The organism is Marinobacter sp. L-80, assembly GCF_056859395.1.
The window spans coordinates 716,325-734,060 of record NZ_JBSXOI010000077.1 but is presented as its reverse complement, the minus strand read 5'-3'; the positions used below and the strand labels follow the sequence as shown (position 1 = coordinate 734,060).

18 protein-coding genes are annotated in these 17,736 nt (G+C 58.5%); 6 read left to right on the top strand and 12 right to left on the bottom strand.

What is annotated here, in order from left to right; translation table 11 throughout:
* Window positions 1–73: 73 nt before the first annotated feature.
* A complete protein-coding gene (locus AC13E3_RS23010) occupies window positions 74–961 on the top strand; it encodes a DMT family transporter (protein ID WP_053112783.1) in 888 nt (295 codons plus the stop codon).
* 26 nt (window positions 962–987) lie between these two features.
* Entirely contained in the window at window positions 988–1,878 is an 891-nt protein-coding gene (gene rarD, locus AC13E3_RS23005; RefSeq protein WP_053112782.1) for an EamA family transporter RarD, read from the top strand.
* A 26-nt stretch (window positions 1,879–1,904) separates the two neighbouring features.
* Here the strand turns inward: rarD and AC13E3_RS23000 are convergent, their stop codons facing one another.
* Window positions 1,905–2,795 (bottom strand): haloalkane dehalogenase, encoded by an 891-nt coding sequence (locus AC13E3_RS23000; RefSeq protein WP_482902602.1) that lies wholly within the window; start codon window positions 2,793–2,795, stop codon window positions 1,905–1,907.
* Between the two features lie 79 nt (window positions 2,796–2,874).
* Between AC13E3_RS23000 and AC13E3_RS22995 the strand changes: the two genes are divergently transcribed.
* Together AC13E3_RS22995 and AC13E3_RS22990 are read left to right on the top strand one after the other, a co-directional pair.
* Window positions 2,875–3,783 carry a diacylglycerol/lipid kinase family protein gene (locus AC13E3_RS22995; RefSeq protein ID WP_482902601.1) on the top strand — a complete coding sequence of 303 codons (909 nt, stop codon included), beginning with the start codon at window positions 2,875–2,877 and terminating at the stop codon, window positions 3,781–3,783.
* Window positions 3,784–3,994: 211 nt separating this feature from the next.
* Entirely contained in the window at window positions 3,995–4,777 is a 783-nt protein-coding gene (locus AC13E3_RS22990; RefSeq protein WP_008173862.1) for a substrate-binding periplasmic protein, read from the top strand.
* Between the two features lie 23 nt (window positions 4,778–4,800).
* Here the strand turns inward: AC13E3_RS22990 and AC13E3_RS22985 are convergent, their stop codons facing one another.
* Together AC13E3_RS22985 and AC13E3_RS22980 are read right to left on the bottom strand one after the other, a co-directional pair.
* Window positions 4,801–5,313 (bottom strand): DUF2244 domain-containing protein, encoded by a 513-nt coding sequence (locus AC13E3_RS22985; RefSeq protein ID WP_008173864.1) that lies wholly within the window; start codon window positions 5,311–5,313, stop codon window positions 4,801–4,803.
* A gap of 69 nt (window positions 5,314–5,382) precedes the next feature.
* A complete protein-coding gene (locus AC13E3_RS22980; RefSeq protein ID WP_008173865.1) occupies window positions 5,383–6,174 on the bottom strand; it encodes a M48 family metallopeptidase in 792 nt (263 codons plus the stop codon).
* Between the two features lie 137 nt (window positions 6,175–6,311).
* Between AC13E3_RS22980 and AC13E3_RS22975 the strand changes: the two genes are divergently transcribed.
* Window positions 6,312–6,983, top strand: a complete 672-nt coding sequence (locus AC13E3_RS22975; RefSeq protein ID WP_104269849.1) for an NAD(P)H-binding protein — start codon at window positions 6,312–6,314, stop codon at window positions 6,981–6,983.
* 5 nt (window positions 6,984–6,988) lie between these two features.
* Here the strand turns inward: AC13E3_RS22975 and AC13E3_RS22970 are convergent, their stop codons facing one another.
* The 3 genes from AC13E3_RS22970 to AC13E3_RS22960 all read right to left on the bottom strand — a co-directional run bounded on the left by AC13E3_RS22970 (window position 6,989) and on the right by AC13E3_RS22960 (window position 10,910).
* Window positions 6,989–7,609, bottom strand: a complete 621-nt coding sequence (locus AC13E3_RS22970; RefSeq protein ID WP_092033575.1) for a LysE family translocator — start codon at window positions 7,607–7,609, stop codon at window positions 6,989–6,991.
* Between the two features lie 90 nt (window positions 7,610–7,699).
* Window positions 7,700–9,370 (bottom strand): GMC family oxidoreductase, encoded by a 1,671-nt coding sequence (locus AC13E3_RS22965; RefSeq protein ID WP_008173871.1) that lies wholly within the window; start codon window positions 9,368–9,370, stop codon window positions 7,700–7,702.
* Window positions 9,371–9,398: 28 nt separating this feature from the next.
* Complete coding sequence (locus AC13E3_RS22960) at window positions 9,399–10,910, bottom strand: CoA-acylating methylmalonate-semialdehyde dehydrogenase (RefSeq protein WP_482902600.1); 1,512 nt, start codon at window positions 10,908–10,910, stop codon at window positions 9,399–9,401.
* 186 nt (window positions 10,911–11,096) lie between these two features.
* Between AC13E3_RS22960 and AC13E3_RS22955 the strand changes: the two genes are divergently transcribed.
* Window positions 11,097–12,005: a LysR family transcriptional regulator gene (locus AC13E3_RS22955; protein ID WP_405416807.1), complete on the top strand. Its 909-nt coding sequence runs from the start codon at window positions 11,097–11,099 to the stop codon at window positions 12,003–12,005.
* On the opposite strand, the gene AC13E3_RS22950 is transcribed toward AC13E3_RS22955, so the two are convergent.
* The 6 genes from AC13E3_RS22950 to AC13E3_RS22925 all read right to left on the bottom strand — a co-directional run bounded on the left by AC13E3_RS22950 (window position 11,992) and on the right by AC13E3_RS22925 (window position 17,684).
* A complete protein-coding gene (locus tag AC13E3_RS22950) occupies window positions 11,992–12,777 on the bottom strand; it encodes a ZIP family metal transporter (RefSeq protein WP_482902599.1) in 786 nt (261 codons plus the stop codon). The genes AC13E3_RS22955 and AC13E3_RS22950 overlap by 14 nt on opposite strands.
* Before the next feature lie 105 nt (window positions 12,778–12,882).
* Window positions 12,883–13,983, bottom strand: coding sequence for an oxidoreductase (locus tag AC13E3_RS22945; RefSeq protein ID WP_482902598.1), 1,101 nt, complete (start codon window positions 13,981–13,983; stop codon window positions 12,883–12,885).
* Between the two features lie 105 nt (window positions 13,984–14,088).
* Window positions 14,089–14,379 (bottom strand): Rdx family protein, encoded by a 291-nt coding sequence (locus tag AC13E3_RS22940; RefSeq protein WP_062781607.1) that lies wholly within the window; start codon window positions 14,377–14,379, stop codon window positions 14,089–14,091.
* 6 nt (window positions 14,380–14,385) lie between these two features.
* Window positions 14,386–14,838, bottom strand: a complete 453-nt coding sequence (locus tag AC13E3_RS22935) for a hypothetical protein (RefSeq protein WP_008173883.1) — start codon at window positions 14,836–14,838, stop codon at window positions 14,386–14,388.
* A gap of 32 nt (window positions 14,839–14,870) precedes the next feature.
* Window positions 14,871–16,559 carry a L,D-transpeptidase family protein gene (locus AC13E3_RS22930; RefSeq protein WP_092033583.1) on the bottom strand — a complete coding sequence of 563 codons (1,689 nt, stop codon included), beginning with the start codon at window positions 16,557–16,559 and terminating at the stop codon, window positions 14,871–14,873.
* Window positions 16,560–16,622: 63 nt separating this feature from the next.
* Window positions 16,623–17,684: a PA0069 family radical SAM protein gene (locus AC13E3_RS22925; protein ID WP_008173887.1), complete on the bottom strand. Its 1,062-nt coding sequence runs from the start codon at window positions 17,682–17,684 to the stop codon at window positions 16,623–16,625.
* Between the last annotated feature and the right edge of the window lie 52 nt (window positions 17,685–17,736).

The window sequence follows — 17,736 nt, the reverse complement described above, 5'->3', positions numbered from 1 at the left end:
TGTATCTGTTTTGTTTGCCTGCTAACTTATAAAGTAAGCTGACTGACAAATACATCGAATCCGGTTGAGTTTCATGCGCTCACTGTTTTACTCGTTTTTCGTGCCCGCGCTGTTCGTCTGGCTGTGGAGTACTGGTTTTATCGGCGCCAAGTACGGTCTGCCCTTTGCTGAGCCGTTTACGCTGCTGCTGATCCGCATGCTGCTGACACTGGTGGTGCTTGGAGCCCTGGCCTGGGTCATGAAAACCCGCTGGCCGGGCTGGCGAGGTGCTGGGCACCTTGCGGTCACCGGGATGTTGGTGCATGGCTGCTATCTGGGCGGCGTCTACTACGCGATTCAGGACGGAATGGCATCCGGAATTGTTTCCCTGATTGTGGGGCTGCAACCCCTGGTGACGGCTGCGGCGGCGGTGGCAATCCTCAAGGAAACAGTCAGCGGACGTCAGTGGATTGGACTTATTCTGGGGCTGGTCGGTGTGGCGCTTGTCCTCCTCGAGAAGTTCGGTATGAGTGGTCAGGCCTCCGGCTTTTCTCCCTGGAGCCTGCTTTGGGCGGGTTTTGCCCTCGCTGGAATTTCCATGGGCACGGTCTACCAGAAGCGCTTCGGCGCCAGCGCGGATCTGGTGGCCGGCACGCTGATCCAATTTGCGGCAGCGGCCGCCCTGTTTGCCATTGGAGCCTTCGCCCTCGAAACCCGCGAGGTTGAGTGGAGCCTGCAGTTGCAGTTGTCCATGGCCTGGCTTGTGATTGGGTTATCCACCGGCGCCGTCCTTCTTCTGATGTGGCTGATACGCCAGGGTGCTGCTTCCCAGGTGGCCAGTCTGTTCTACCTGGTGCCTCCGGTTACCGCGCTGGAAGCGTATCTGCTGTTCGATGAGCGCCTTGGAGGACTGGCAATGACAGGCGGGCTCGTCGCTATCGTTGGTGTGGCTCTGGTTGCCACCCAGAAAAAACCAGCCTAGGAAGGGTGTCCGGGAGTGGCTAATACATGACGGATGCGACCAAAGGGGTCTGGTATGGCCTGAGTGCCTACACGATCTGGGGCTGTTTTCCTCTGTTCTTTGCCCTGTTTGAGGGTGTGCCGGCCTTTGAAATCTTGATTCACCGGATCATCTGGTCCTGTGTTTTTCTCGCTGTGGTCATAAGTGGCCTCCGTCGCTGGCCTGCTGTGAGAGCGGCATTGGCGAATCCGAAGCAGCTCTGGCGCGTTCTTGCCTGTGCGCTGCTCATTGCCGCCAACTGGGGCATCTACATTTATTCCGTGGAAACCCGCCATGTTCTCCAGGCCAGCCTGGGCTATTTCCTGACGCCACTGGTGAATGTCGCCCTGGGCATGCTCGTGCTTCGCGAACGCATGGGGCCGTGGCAGATGGCTGCGGTGATGCTCGCAGGCGTTGGTATTCTGATCCAGCTTGCGATGCTTGGTGAACTGCCGTGGATTTCACTCGCCCTTGCCATGAGTTTCGGTACTTATGGCCTCGTTCGAAAACAGGTGGTGCTCGATGGGCTTTCCGGCCTGTTCGTTGAAACCATGCTGCTGTTGCCGGTCGGCCTGCTGACCTTTGGATGGCTGGCGAGCGAGGGAATGTCGCACTTCGCCGACAGTGCCTACATTGGCAGCCTGCTGATGGCCAGCGGCATTGTGACAGCCATTCCGCTGCTACTTTTTGCCGGTGCCGCCCGGCGCCTGCGGTTGGCGACCGTCGGCTTCCTGATGTACATCAATCCCACCCTGCAGTTCTTTATTGCCCTGCTCGTGTTCGGCGAGCCTTTGAGTGATGCCCAACTGACGAGCTTTGTGGTGATCTGGATTGCACTGGGCCTGTACAGCTGGTCTTCCTGGCACTACCGGCCGCGGGTGCCGGTGGGCCAGGATTGAGTTTGCCACCCTCAGGACTACACCGCTCAGGAGAGTTTCGCGAGCAGATCATTGATGGCCCGGGCGAAGGGCACGGGTGAATCTTCCTGAAGAAAATGACCGCCCTTGAGGGTTACGTGGGGCTGGTCTTTTGCACCTGGAATCCGCTTCTGCATATAGGCGTCGCCGCCCCGAGTGATCGGATCGCCATTGCTGAAGGTGGTCAGAAACGGCTTTTCCCAACGTTCGAGCACTTTCCAGGCGTTCCGGTTAGCCTCACTGGCGGGATCGTCCGGGTGCATCGGCACCAGTCTGGGGAAGGCCCGGGCGCCGGCTTTGTACTTTTTGCCAGGGAAGGGCGCGTCGTAGGCCCGCATTTCATCGGGGCCCAGCTTGCGGAAAGAGCCGGTGTTGATGATCCGTGCAATGGGAAACCAGGGACTGTGCAGGGCAAAATTCTTCCAGATCTTGAAGGCCGGCGGGGCTTTCTGATCACCGGTAGGTAACATGCCGTTGCCCACCACAATGGCCCGGAACCGTTCCGGATTCTCCGCCGCCAGCCGCAGCCCCAGCAATGAGCCCCAATCCTGGCATACCAGAGTGATGTTGGTGAGTCCGAGCTGATCGAGGAACGATTGCATCCAGTCCATGTGCTGCTGGTAGGAATAGTCGTCAAGGGACGTGGGTTTGTCGGACTTGCCGAAACCGATCAGGTCCGGGGCGATAACCCGGTGGCCGGCCGCCGCGCAGATCGGAATCATATGCCGGTAGAGGTAAGACCAGGAAGGTTCGCCATGCATCATCAGAACGGGACTTTCGTTGGCCGGCCCTTCGTCCAAGTAGTGCATACGCAGCCCGTCTACCTCCACGTAGTGGGGCTCAAACGGGTAATCCAGGAGTCGTTCAAAGCGTTTTTCCGGGGTTCTGACAAAATCCATCGAGCTTGCCTTGTTGTTCATTATTGTGAGGGAATGGTCGACAGGATTGTGCTGGAGCAGGGGAGCAGAGACAAGCGCCATGACTTATTGGCTGATATGCAATTCCGGTGCTGGCGATGGTGAGCGAGGCCGGGACTTCTGGCTGGAGCACCTGGCAACTGCCGGTATCCACGATCCTCGATGCTGTGACTTTGAGGAATCCGACTGGAGCACCAGGATCGACGACCGGGACACGCTTATAGTCGCGGGCGGAGACGGTTCGGTAAGCCGGGCCGCCGCCGTTTGCCTGGAGAAGGGGGCCACCCTTGCTGTCCTGCCGTCTGGTACAGCCAACGACTTTGCCCGGAATCTGGGGCTTCCCCACCAGCCGGGAGCGCTGTGTAAGTCGATTGCCAGCGGCCGAACGCAAATGGTGGATGTCGCGGATTATGGTGACGGTATGTTTTTGAACGTTGCCCATGTCGGCATGGGAACCCTCCCTGCACGGGAATCCCGCGATACCGAAAAAAAGCTCTTCGGGCGTTTCAGCTATGTGGTCGAATTATTACGCCGGCTGAATGCGAAGCGAGGCTTCAGGGCAACCATCCGTTGCGATCGGGGCGTCGTGAAGGGCCGGTGGCTTTCCATCGCGGTGGCCAATGGCGCTTTTTTTGGCGGTGGCAACGAGATTCCCGAGGCATCCGTCAGCGATGGCCAGCTGGCTATTGTCGCGGTCCGGCCACGCCCCATTCTTCAGCTTTTGTTCACGTTTCTGATGGTTCGCCTGAACCGGCAGACTCCTCGGCGCACCAGCACGCTGGTCCATATCAGGAGCCAACGCTGCCTGGTACACACCGGCAAACCTAAAACCGTTACGGCCGACGGGGATGTGGTCTCCAGAACGCCTCTCAACGTAGTCTGCAAGAGCGGCTGCCTGCGTGTGATTAGTGACAGGATTGTCAGTACTGCCGACGGTGACGCCGGAGACGTTATCTCTGGTGGCGCCTGAGCTCCACAGAAAGATGGCAGGTTTTCCAGATACGTTTTGTCACTGACTTTTTCTGCCGGAAACGCAATCATGGGTTTTGCTGGCATAATCAACCAAGAAGGCTGACATTAAATGCCAGTGTGTCGCTTTTGCAATCATATCCCTGGTTTATGGCCACTCAATGCGGCCGCCTGACTTCCGTTCCAGCTGAATCGTCGAAAAGGACTAGAGAATGCCTACAGAAACTGCACCGGTCTCCTCGAAGTTAATCACAGGCATTAAAACCGGCCTCATCGCGTTGACCCTGTCGGCCATTGGCCTCCCGGCCCTTGCGGCCGAGCGCCTGTATATCTTTACGGAAAACTACCCTCCCTATAATGCCTCTGAAACCGGGAAAGGGTTCGCCCACAATGAAGACGACATAACCGGTATCTGTGCGGATATGGTCAAGGCGATGCTGTCCCGGGTCGACTATGACTACGTGATGAAAATGCGGGACTGGAGCTATGCCTACAACTGGGTACAGGATCGCGAAAATCATGGTCTGTTCTGCACCGCGCGCACCGACGAGCGGGAAGATCAGTTTCAATGGGTAGGTCCCCTGGCATCAATCAAGTGGACGTTGTTCGCCGCGCCAGACTCCGATATCTCTCTGGACTCCCTGGAAGAAGCCAAAGACCTGAGAATCGCCGGGTACAAGGGCGATGTGATGTCCGAGTACCTGGTTGACCAGGGATTCAACGTGGTGATGGGGGTTTCAGGTGATGTGAACACTCGTCGCCTTACCCTCGGCCAGGCCGACCTGTGGGTTACCGACGGCCTGGTGGGCCCCCTGATGGCAGAGGAAGAGCACGGTATCACCGGGCTGCAGCCGGTGCTGGTATTCCGGGAGACGCCCATGTATCTGGCATTCAGTAACAATACCGATCCGGCTGTGATCGAGGATCTCCAGCAGGCTCTGGACGAGGCTCGTGAGGCTGGAGAGATCGAAAGAATCGCTGCCAGCTACGAATAAGCAATCAGGGATGGGCGGAATTTTCAGAACCAGAGCCCGATCTGCGGATCGGGCTCTTTGCGTTCGATCAGCAACCCGTTCTTCTCAAGCATGCCAATGAGCTTTTCGGTATCCTCGATGTTCAGGAAGCCGCCAATTGATACTTCAGTATCCCGATGGGTCAGAGAGAGCTTCGCCGGTGTGAACGGGTGCGGCGGTGAGGCAACCCTGAGCCGCGCATAACGGGTGGGAAGGGTCCACTCGGCCTGCTTGCGCTTTCTGCCTTTCTCCAGATGAATGTCCTCATCGTCGATGGACAGCACCTCCTGCCGCTGGCACTCCCGCGAGGTCAGGTAGATGCCGCAAGCGAGCGCAATCAGCTCCAGCCCGGCAAACGGAATAATCACCCAGGCGCCCATAAGCGTAAAGCCCGTTGCGATAAGGGCTGAAAGCACGAACAGGGCGGCCCATATCCGGACATTGCCATGCCAGCTGAGGGAACGGTTGGGTGTCAGGACCAGCCGGAAACCATCCGGATGTGGCAAGCGTTCCACCATGGAATCTGCCTCAGTTTTAACGCGCCGCTAGACTTGATGATAGTCAATTATACGGTGAGTGCGACTTGATCAGATCTGACAGTTGGCTGGAGGAACCGTTTCGAAAACCGAGCGGGCAGTCTCCAGCTGATTTTGCAGGGAGGCAATGCGGGTGTCGTGATTCGGATGGGTGGATAGAAATTCCAGCGGTTGTGCGCCCGAAGCCTGCGCCATGTTCTGCCAGAGCCTGACACTCTGGCCCGGTTCAAAACCGGCCCGGGCCATGATTTCCAGGCCCATCAAATCGGCCTCCTCCTCATGGGCACGACTGAACGGCAGCGTAATACCCAGTTGGGCGCCAATGCCCAGAGCCTGCTGTATCTGGTTCTCCGCAATTTCACTTTCGGTGAACAGGCCCACCAGCAGCATTCCTGCTTGCAGGCCCAGTTCCTGGGTCAGGCGTTCATTGCCGTGGTCGGCAAGAACATGGGCTATTTCGTGACCAATCACCGTGGCCAGCTGGGCCTGATTTTCGGCCAGTTCAAGTAGCCCTGAATGCACGCCGATCTTGCCTCCGGGCAGGGCAAAAGCGTTGGGTGTGGCATTTTCAAAGACGGCAATCTCCCAGGACTGTGGCATTGGAGCGTCCGGATATCGGGTGTGGGCGGCGCTGACCAGAGCTTCCGTAATACACTGTACTAAGCGGTTGATGTCAGGCCTTCTGATTACGGCATTTTGCTGCTTTATCTGCGCGAAGCTTTCCTGGCCCATATCAGCCAGAACAGCTTCGGGAACCAGGGCCAGGCGGTTCCGGCCGGTAGGGGATTCCTGGCAGCCGGTAAGGAAGATGACAGTCACGAGGATAAGCAAAAGCGATTTCAAGCAGGTCTCCGTTACCCGTAAAGTAAAACTCTGATTCTATCGTTAGTATTCGCGGTCGGGGAGACTTACGCCATCCTGTCAGCGTTTGTTGCGGGTCTTTGGTAGGATGGTAAGTCGGTTATGGGGGAAAGACGATTATGAGGGTGATGTTGCTGGGCGCTACCGGCCTGACTGGTGGCAAAGTGCTACAGGGTTTGCTGGGAAGGGAGGAAGTTTCGCAGGTGGTGGCGCTGGTGAGACACAAGCTGCCGACGCTGCATGACAAACTGGCACAGCATGAAGTCGATTTCGATCGCTTGGAGGATCACGCCGAACTGTTCGACGTAGATGTGATTATCTGCTGCCTGGGCACCACCATCAAAAAAGCGGGCTCACAGGATCAGTTCCGGAAGGTGGATCTGGGCTACCCGATGAAAGCGGGTGAGCTGGGCCGCTCCCGTGGAGTGCGAGCGTTCATCCTGATGTCTGCGATCGGTGCCTCGTCGTCGTCGACTATTTTCTATAACCGGGTAAAGGGCGAGCTTGAAGACGCCCTGAGAGATCTCGACTATCCCTACCTGTCCATCTATCACCCGAGTCTGTTGTTGGGCGATCGTAAAGAACAGCGCACCGCCGAGGCCCTTGGCATAAAAGCGATGCCGCTGGTGAACCGTCTGCTGATCGGTCCCCTGGATAAGTACCGCGGCATTGAGGCGCAAACAGTGGCCAGTGCCATGGTCAATGAGGCCTGCCATCTGGCGGCAGAACCCGCCGCCGAGCAGGTGGTCCAGACGCGCGAGTACGATGAGATCGTCCAGCTGGCGGGCTGAGCCGGTTATTTCCCGTTCAGAATCCCGACAACCAGACGGCCAGCCAGGCCAAGCAGAATGGCCCCGAAGATACGCTCGAACCACACGGCTTTCTGTCTGAGCAGGGTCAGCCATTTCGGGTTGGAGAACAGCCAGGCAACGATCAGGTACCAGCTGGTATCAATGACAAGGGCGGTTGCGGCATAGCCGAACTTGGCCATCAGGCTGGTGTCGGTGCCCACGACCTGGCTGAACAGGGCCAGGAAGAATACCGCGATTTTCGGGTTGAAGAAGGCAATCAGAAAACCGTCACGGGCCGCACTTTTGGTGGTGGGCGGCTCGGGCAGTTCGTCATCCGCCTGCCGCTTTGCCATCAGTCCTTTCACGCCCAGCCAGGCCAGGTACAGGGCGCCGCCCCATTGCAGAATTGAAAACGCCGTTGGCGAGGCGGTGATGATGGCGGCGAGCCCGAGGATGCTCAGAAAGGCATAGATGCCGACACCGATGCCATGGCTAAGAGCGGTCATGATGCCATTGCGCCGACCACCGGTGAGCGTCTGCTTGAGCACCAGTGCCAGCGAGGGTCCCGGGGACATAGCGCCCAGAATGCAGATGGTGACCACGGTCAGCCAGGTTGCAAGCGTCATGGTGGATCAGTCCTTTGCAATTGAAACAGGCTGCCGATTCTAGCAGCCTGTCCGCCGGTAAAAACCTGGAAACTGCAATCAGTTCAATGCTCAATCACCCGCCAGAATCCACCTGGCGGCCTTCTCGGCAATCATCAGGGTTGGCGAATTGGTGTTGCCGCTGGTGATCGTGGGCATTACCCCAGCATCCACCACGCGCAATCCCGCCACACCCCGGACCCTCAGGTGCGGGTCCACTACTGCCTGTTCATCATCGGCTCGCCCCATACGGGTAGTGCCCACCGGGTGAAAGATCGTGGTGCCGATGTCGCCCGCCAGCTTCGCCAGCTCGTCGTCGGTCTGGTACTCAAGGCCGGGTTTGAATTCCTCCGGCTGGTACTGCATGAACGCAGGCTGCTCGGCAATACGACGCGTCACTCGCAACGAGTCTGCCGCAACTTTCCGGTCTTCCGGCGTGCTCAGGTAATTGGGGGATATCGCCGGTGCCTGTTTTGGATCGTTGCTGCGGATGCGCACCGTACCCCGGCTGGTGGGGTTCAGATTGCAGACGCTGGCGGTGATGGCCGGGAAATTGTGAAGCGGCTGCCCGAAGGCGTCCAGGCTAAGGGGCTGCACATGGTATTCGATGTTGGCGTAATCGTATTCCTCGGAACTGCGGGTAAACAGACACAGCTGTGAGGGCGCCATACTCATCGGCCCCGAGCGTGTAAGCAGGTATTCCAGGCCGATCCTGGCCTTGCCGATCAGGGAATTGGCCATGGTGTTCAGCGTTGTGACCCCTTTCACCTTGTACACAGACCGGATCTGCAAGTGATCCTGGAGGTTCTCGCCAACGCCGGGCAGGTCGGCAACTACATCAATTCCGTGTTCCTTGAGGAGGTCGGCGGGACCAATGCCCGAGAGTTGCAGAAGCTGCGGGGAGCCAATGGCGCCAGCGGACAGGATGACTTCCCGTTTTGCCCTGGCGATAACGTCATCTCCGCCAGACCGCTCGACCCGAACGCCGACACAGCGAGGTCCGGAGCCGGCGTTTTCTGTCTCGAGCCCTAATACATGGGTTGAGTGCCACAGGGTCAGGTTGGAACGCTTTTCCGCGTTCCTCAGGAACGCTTTGGACGTATTCCAGCGCCAGCCGGAGCGCTGATTCACCTCAAAGTAATCCACGCCCTCGTTGTCGCCGCGGTTGAAATCCCGGGTCCGGGGTATGCCCGCCTCGACGCAGGCAGTGGCAAAGTCCTCCAGCACTTTCCACTTCAGGCGCTGATGCTCCACACGCCATTCCCCGCCGTGACCGTGGTACTTGCGGTGCTCCGGATCGGCATCGCCGCCCTCATCAAGGCGGTAGTGATCTTCATGGCGCATGAAATCGGGAAGACAGTTGTCCCAGTTCCAGGCGTCCTCGCCGGTAATTTCGGCCCACTGCTGGTAATCACGGGCCTGACCACGAATATAGAGCATCCCGTTGATGCTGGAGCAGCCACCCAGAGTCTTGCCGCGGGGGTAGATGAGGGATCGGCCGTTCAGGCCAGGATCGGGCTCGGTACGGAAACGCCAGTCTGTTCGCGGATTGTCGATGCAGTACAGGTAGCCCACCGGGATATGAATCCAGTGGTAGTTATCCCGTCCGCCAGCCTCGATCAGTAGCACCCGATTCTCCGGGTTTGCGCTCAGCCGGTTGGCCAGCAGGCAGCCGGCAGTGCCGGCGCCGATAATGATGTAATCGAACTCCTGATGTCCCGTCGCATTGTTGTTGTCGGACATGGCGTTTTCTCCGCTGCTGGTTTTCTAGTTACTTGGCGGTCGGCATCACAAATTCCGCACCGGCATCAATGGAATCGGACCAGCGCTGCATGATGGATTTCTGGCGCGTGTAGAACTTCACGCCCTCTTCGCCGTAAGCGTGGGTGTCGCCAAACATCGAGCGCTTCCAGCCGCCAAAGCCGTGCCACGCCATGGGTACGGGAATGGGTACGTTAATCCCGACCATGCCGACCTGGATTCGGCGGCCAAATTCCCGGGCCACGCTGCCGCTCTCGGTGAAGCAGCTGACACCGTTGCCGAATTCGTGGTCGTTGATCAGACGAATCGCCGTTGCGATATCGGGTACCCGGACACAGGCCAGAACCGGTCCGAAGATTTCTTCACGATAGATCGTCATATTGGGCGTGACGTGATCAAACAGTGAACCGCCCATCCAGAAACCATCGGCGCAGCCATCGCCGGTGTTCGAGGCATCGAACTCCCGGCCATCCACGACCAGCTCGGCACCTTCTGCCATACCCTTGTCAATGTAGCCGGTAATGCGCTGGTGTGCGGCGGCGGTAACAATCGGGCCCATCTCGGCATCCAGCTGTTCGCCGTTTTTCACTTTCAGGCTTCGGGCCCGCTCGGCCAGTCTTGGCACGATCTTGTCCGCAACATCCCCGACAAGCACCGCCACACTGATGGCCATGCAGCGCTCGCCGGCACTACCATAAGCGGCACCGATCAGGGCATCGACCGCTTTGTCGAGATCGGCGTCCGGCATCACCACCATGTGGTTCTTGGCGCCGCCCAGCGCCTGAATACGCTTGCCGTGCTTGGCGCCTTTCTCGTAAAGCAGGTTGGCAATCGGGGTGGATCCGACAAAACTCAGGGCCTGGACATCCGGATGCTCGATCAGGGCGTTCACCGCGTCCTTGTCGCCCTGCACCACGTTAAATACGCCATCGGGCAGGCCGGCCTGTTTGAGCAGGTCGGCAATCATCAGGGAAGCGCTCGGGTCGAGCGGGCTGGGCTTCAGGACAAAGGTGTTGCCTGCCGCAATGGCTACCGGAAACATCCACATGGGCACCATCGCCGGGAAGTTGAACGGGGTAACGCCGGCGACCACGCCCAGGGGCTGGCGGGTGGTCCAGTTATCGATACCCGTGCTGACCTGCTCGGTGTAATCGCCTTTCAGAAGCTGGGGAATGCCGCAGGCGAACTCGACGATGTCGATGCCCCGGGCTACTTCGCCCTGGGCGTCCGTGAATACCTTGCCATGCTCCGCGGTGATGGCGCGGGCCAGGTCATCCTTGTGAGTGTTCAACAGTTCCAGAAACTTGAACATGACCCTGGCCCGGCGAATGGGCGGTGTGTCGGCCCAGGCGGGGAATGCAGCATCGGCGGCAGCAACAGCGGCGTCTACGTCCTCACGGCCGGCCAGAGCTACGCGGCCTGTGACCTGTCCGGTGGCCGGATTGAACACGTCCTGGGACTGGCTGGATGTGCCGAGAGATATTTCGCCATTGATATAATGCTGGATGGTTGCGTTGGTCATGGATGCCTCTGTCTTTTCGCGATTGGCCGCTCGAAATGGCAGAAATGCATTCTGCTAAGGGCCCTTAAGGAGCTTTGGGTAATTTCTGACCATACAGGTTAGGTGTGGCAAAGGGGGAAAGCAATTGAGATTTTCAAAAGCCAGATATAAGGTAATCTTATATCGAGAACCTGAAACGAGACGCTTATGTACCCCCTTCAGAGCCTTCGGGCGTTCGTTACTGTCGCCCGTGAGGGCAGTGTAAGCCGCGCCGCCACTCGCCTCCATCTGACTCAGCCCGCCGTCAGCCTCAAGCTCAAGCAACTGCAGGACGAACTGGAACTCAAACTGTTCCTGCGCAAGCCCCAGGGTCTGGTGTTGACCCCCGATGGTCAGGCTCTCTTGCCTTCGGCTGAAAAAGCACTCGCTGCCATGGCGGCGTTTGCGCAGAGCGCCCGGGCATTGCATAACACACTTCGAGGGCGGTTGCGGATTGGTACCATCGTGGATCCGGAATTTATCCGTCTCGGGGCGTTTCTGCACCGCCTGGTGGAACGGGCGCCACAACTGGAAACCGAGCTGCGTCAGGGTATGAGTGGCAGCGTGTTGGAACAGGTCAGGGATGGCCGCCTCGATGTCGGTTTTTTTCTGGCGCCGCCCGGCGTCGGGCCGGGTGCACTGGCGCCGGATGTGGTTCACCGTGAGCTGACCCGGTTTCACTACTATGTGGTTGCGCCGGCGGGTTGGGGGCCGAGGCTTCGGTCGGCCCAGTGGTCCGACTTGGCAGCTATGCCCTGGATTGTGACCCCAGAAGACTCCGTTCATCACCGGCTGCTTAAAGGCACTCTGGAACCCATGGGGTTAATGCCGCGGGGCGTAGCCCAGGTCGATCAGGAGGCGTGCATGCTGGACCTGGTCAGGGCAGGTGTGGGTTTGAGTCTCGCGCGGGATGCATTGGCGATGGCTGAGCGCCAGGAAACCGGCCTGGAAATTGTTGAGGGGTTGCAGTTGCCTTGCGCGCTCAGTTTCGTATGGCACCAGGACCGACAGGGCGAGCCTCTGATCGCGGAGGCTCTGGAAGCCCTGGCGGGTGTCTGGGCGGTTAGCCCAACGTAGCATCCAGGAACATCATTACGGCAAAACCGCCCATCAGGCAGAAGGTGGACATGATTTTCCATTGCCGGTGATGGGTTTCGGGGATAATTTCATTGCTGATGATGAACAGCATGGCGCCTGCTGCGAAGCCAAGGGTCCAGGGCATTATTGGCTCGGCAAGCCAGACAAGCGTCGCTCCGAAGAGACCACCCAGTGGCTCGGCCAATCCAGTCATCAGGGCAATGCTGAAGGCCTTGATTCGCGAGTAGTTGATGGCCAATAGCGAAAAAGCGACGGCCAGCCCCTCCGGAATGTTCTGGAGTCCGATACCGGTGGCAAGAACATAGCCATTATTGACATCGCCGCCGGCGAAACCGACGCCCACCGCCATGCCTTCGGGGAAGTTGTGGAGGGTTATAGCGACAATAAAGAGCCAAATGCCGCGGATGTAAGAAGCGTCCGATCCTTCCCGGCCCAGTTCGAAGTGCTGATGCGGCAGCTTCTGGTGCACAAAGTAGAGGGCAGCGGCACCGGAGAGCAGGCCGAAAATGACAATCAGCGCGGCGGTCCAGGTTTCGCCAGTAATCTGTTCGCCGTACTCGAGGCCAGGTAGTAACAGAGAAAAAAATGACGCCGCCAACATCACGCCTGCGGCTGAAGCCAGCATACCGTCCTGCAGTTTATGGGTGAGGGTACGGACAAGAAACACACCCAGGGCGCCCACGCCACTGCCAAGGCCCGCCAGCAGGCTGGCAATGGTTCCCAGCCAGACAATACTGATGTCAGAAGTCATTCAGTCTCCCGTTGACTTGTAATGTCAGCATAGCAGCTTGAAGTAGCTACGCCGGAGGCCCCGCTGTGGGTTCCTCCGGCTGCATTTCTCGGGAGAGAAAAGCGATCAGGCGGCGTTCTGCTCGCGCCAGGCCAGCTCGTTGGAAATGGTGGCCTTCGGTTGCAGCATCGCGAAATCGATGTCTGCAATCTCTTTGCCGTCTTTGAGGCGCTGCACGAAGTCCGGGTTTGCGAGCGCCTTCTTGCCCACCGCAAGCAACGCGTCCGGGAACTGGTTGGCCACATCCTGGCAGTTGGTTTCATCAATGTTGCCATTGAGGATAAGACCGATCCCTTCAACGCTGGCGGCCACGCCAGCCAGGCTCTCATCACCCTCTACAAAATGCTTCCGGTTAACGTCACCGTCGGTTGTATGGACGAAATCGGCACCTGCATCGCGGACCGCTTCCACAATCTGACGGAATCCGGCTTCACCCTCCGGCAGCTGGTGGTCTGGATCAGTGACCGTGCCCTGAGACAGGCGGATGCCTACGGTGAAGTCCTCGCCAACGGCCTCGCGAATCGCACGGACCACTTCAACCACCAGGCGCAGCCGGTTTTCCAGTGACCCACCGTACTCATCGTCGCGTTGGTTAAAGTAGGTGCTCAGGAACTGATTCAACAGATAGCCGTTGGCCCCGTGAATCTCAATGCCATCGAAGCCGGCAGCTTTCGCATTGGCGGCGGAATGTGCAAAACCTTCAACCGCCGCCTGAATGTCGGTCTTGGTCATGGCGCTGGGCGTTTGCCACTCAGTCTGGTCGCCATAGAAACCAAGCGGGGCGCCTTTTGGGGTAACTTCGCTGGGCCCCTGTGGCTGGTCGGTGAAACGGTTGGCCTGGAACTGCGCGCCGGCGTGCATCAACTGAACGATGATCTTGCTGCCTGCGGCGTGTACCCGTTCGACAATGGTCTTCCAGCCATCTATCTGCGCTTCGTTGATGATGCCGGGCTGGTTGGCATAGCCCTGGCTTGCCTTGTCATCGGTATAGGTTCCCTCGGTGATCACCAGACCAAAGCCGCCCCTCGCGTAGCGTTCGTAATGGTCTGCCATCAGGGCATTCGGGGCGCCGTCCGGCTCCGCACTGGTGCGTGTCATTGGTGCCAGGGCGAATCGATTAGGTACCTCGATGGTGTTGAATTTGATGGATTGCATCACGTCGCTCATAGATACCCTTTCATGTTGTTGAATTGGACGAGGAGTACTATCGGGGCGCAGCGCCTTCTCTAAAAGCGAAGAATATCGACACAGCCTGTCAGTATTTTTGAATGATTATTCTGAGGTGCCGGTTTTGGTGTCGGAATGGCCAAGGGAGCGTTCCGGTGCAACCTGGTCGCGAACCAATTGCTTGAGTTTGGTAATTTCCGGGAAGCCGCCGTCTTGCTTGCGGGACCAGACCCGCTTGCCATTGACCCACACCTCGAAAATACCGCCAGTGCCGGGGTGCAGGCTCAATTCACTGATCTCGCCTTCGAAGGTTGTCAGCAGCTCCTGCGCCATCCAGGCCGAGCGCAGAAGCCAGCGGCAACCGGTGCAATAGTGGATATCGATTTTGTTAGTCATGAAGAATCAGTCCGTGTCGTTGGTGGGATAGACCGAGCGAGACAGGGTGGGTTCACAGCCGACAACTCTACGGGCCTGTTTGTGAGCGTGGAGATACCAGCGTTGGCCGGCTTTTGCGAACGTGTTTTTGCTCACGGCAAAGTCTACGTTTTCCATGGTTGCCGGAATAGGCGAGCCGTCGGCGTGGCGATAAACGCAGCTCACGCCAATGGTCAGCGCTGTCGCTGCCGGTAGTTCAATGAATCCGTCTTCTCTTACAGCCGGCTCATTGCCATTTATCGCAATGACCTTGAGACAGGGACCGTAGTGAACCTTTTCAAGATCATCCAGGTATTCGTTGAGACAATGGTTGGCGCTGACGAAAACGGTGTCTCCGTCAATTTCGTCTTCGGCGGGCGGCAGCGACTGACATCCCTGCAGTAAGAGTATCCCGAAAACCAATAGCAGGGTCTGTTTCATGATATCTCCTCAACTGATGCGCGTATCCTGTTTCAGAGCTTGTCCTGTGCCGGGCCCGAGCCGGCTACCGGAGTATTGTAGCGCGTATCCCCCTCGGCGGTTCCACGGAGCTGATCAATCAGGCGGGCATCGCGGTTGTATAAATCATTGCGGAACTGCAGCCTGCCCTCGTTATCTACCCAGGAGGTCCAGTATTGGATGTGCACAGGCACCGGCTCCGGGAGCACGACAGTCTGGGGTTGTGCCTCGGAAACCACCCGGTCAATCTTTTCCCGGGACCAGTCGGGCGCCGACGCCAGAAGTCGCTCTGCAAGATCAAAAGGTTGCTCAACCCGGATGCAGCCAGAGCTGAATGAACGCTCGGCCCGGGAAAACAGGCCGCGCCCCGGCGTATCGTGCAGGTAAACATCGTACTGGTTCGGAAACATGAACTTGATCTGACCCAGGGCATTCTGAGGGCCGGGTTCCTGCACCAACTGGTACGGGAAGTTGTTCCGATTCAGTGACGGCCAGTTAACCTCCAGCGGGTCCACTCTTTCCCGGTCAGTGCCCCAGCCACGGTAAACGCTGATATTGAGTCGGGAGAGATAGTCCGGATCGCGGAGAATCCGGGGCAATTGATCCTGAATCATCAGCGTTCGCGGTACGGTCCAGGTGGGATTGAACACCAGATACCGGATGCGATCGGAGAACACCGGCGTTTGGCGGAAGGGCTGGCCGACGATCACTCGTTTGCGCAGTACTTCTTCGCCGTTTTCCACCATTTTCAGTTCAAATCCGGCGATATTGACCAGGACATAGGTGTCGCCGAGGGATTCCGGCAGCCACCGCCATCGTTCGAGCGTGGCGTCAATGTGGCGCAGGCGTTCCACCGGTATCAGGTTCAGTGCTGTCAGGGTGTCCTTCCCGATAAGGCCATCGGCTTCAAGCCCATGTCGGGCCTGGAAGCGCATGACCGCAGATTCAAGCTCCGCGTCGTAGTCACGCGGATCTGTGACTGTTGCCGGTGATTCTGCAAGCTCTCCCAATAGAGAGAGTCGTCGGCGGACCTCATTCAGCCGCTCATCCCTGTCGCCGGGCCGAATGGTCGGGCGCAAGGCCAGAGGTAACCAGGGCTGGCCCAGCAGTCTGGTCAGGTCCTGCCTTGCAGCCATCAACTTCCGGTAAGCGGGATCGGCCGGACGCAGCGAATCCAGCGTGCCGGTTATATCCGAGCGCTGCAACGCATCCTTTAAAACGGATTCCATCTGGCGCTGGCGCCTGTTGGCGGTCCATTCGGCGTGAACCGTCTGCGGGTTGACCTTGCCGACCAGCATGTGTGAGCTGAGCATCAGAAAAGCATCAGAGAACAGCAGATCCAGATCGGCCCTCAGGTCTTCAGAGAAATCGCTCATGGGTCTGAGTGCCAGGCCCGAGAGAATATCCGCGTGATAGTCAGCCGGGTTCAGACCGTCATGACTGGCTTGTTCAACCGAATCAATCAACTGCCGGCGAAGCTCAGCCGATTTCCATGCTGGCTGGTATCCGTTGGCCCCGTAAAAGGCTGACAGTGCCTGGTGGGCCATTAACCGGCTTCCGAGCACCTGAACCGGGAAGCCGGCTTCCATGGCCTCAATCCTGGCAACAATGGCTTCATCGGCTGCCAGGCAAACGGGGTGCCAGAGGGTGCCCAGCAGGGCAAACAATGTTGTGGCGAGGGAAAAACGTCTGAATCCATGCATGGGTGTTCTCCACCTCTTCCCTGAGAGGCGTTAATCGCGGTGGTAAAGTGCAATAGTCTGATGCTACCACAGCGGCATTTGTTCCCCACCTGGCCGCCGGAAAAGATCACCTCGCAGCGGTTCTTCTGCATGGAGGTTCAGCCCCAAACGCCGTGCTTTTTTGGTGAAACGCTGGCGAATCAGGTCCGAGTAAGGGCCCGTGCCCGTCATTCTGCGGCCGAAGGTGGCGTCATAACTCTTGCCGCCCCTGAGGTCGCTCATTCGGTTCATCACATGCTCGGCCCTTTGCGGGAAGTGCCGCTGCAGCCAGTCCTGGAACAGCTCGTCCAGTTCATGGGGTAAACGCAGCATGATCCAGCTGGCACGGGTGGCGCCCGCCTCTGCCGCGGCTTCCAGAATTGACTCGATTTCGTGATCGTTGATGAAGGGGATTACCGGCCCGAGGATGATACCGGTCGGAATGCCGGCCTCCGAGAGCTGCCTGATCATCTTGAGGCGGGTGCCCGGTGCGGCTGTCCTCGGCTCCATGCGTCGTTTCAGATCGTTGCTCAGGCTGGTGAGGCTGATCCGCACAGAGCAGAGCCCATCAGAAGCCATTTCGCGGAGCAGATCAAGGTCTCTGAGGATGAGCGCGCCCTTGGTAATGATCGACACCGGGTGGCGATACTCGGCCAGAACTTCCAGCACCTGGCGGGTAATCCTCTGGTCCCGCTCCAGTGGCTGGTAGGCATCCGTATTGACGCCCAGGGCGATGGGCAACACCCGGTAGCCGGGCCTGTCGAGCTCTTCTCTCAGGCGGGCGGCGGCGTTGGGTTTGGCGATCAGCCGGGTTTCGAAATCCAGCCCCGGTGACATGTCCCAATAGGCGTGGGTAGGGCGGGCGAAACAGTAAATGCAGGCATGCTCGCAGCCACGGTATGGATTGATCGATTGGTCGAACGGTACGTCCGGTGACGTATTTCGACTGATTATGGATTTTGCGGTCTCAAGGACGACTTCCGTAGCGAGCGTATCGGGGTTCAGGTCGTCTTCGGGGTCGTGATACCAGTCATGGTCTGCCTCCCGGTCAGTGACAATGGGCTGGAACCGGTTGTGGGGATTCAGGGCCGTGGCGCGAGTTTTCATGGGCATGCTCGATACTGTTTAAATGTACAGTATCGAGCATGCTAACGCCTGG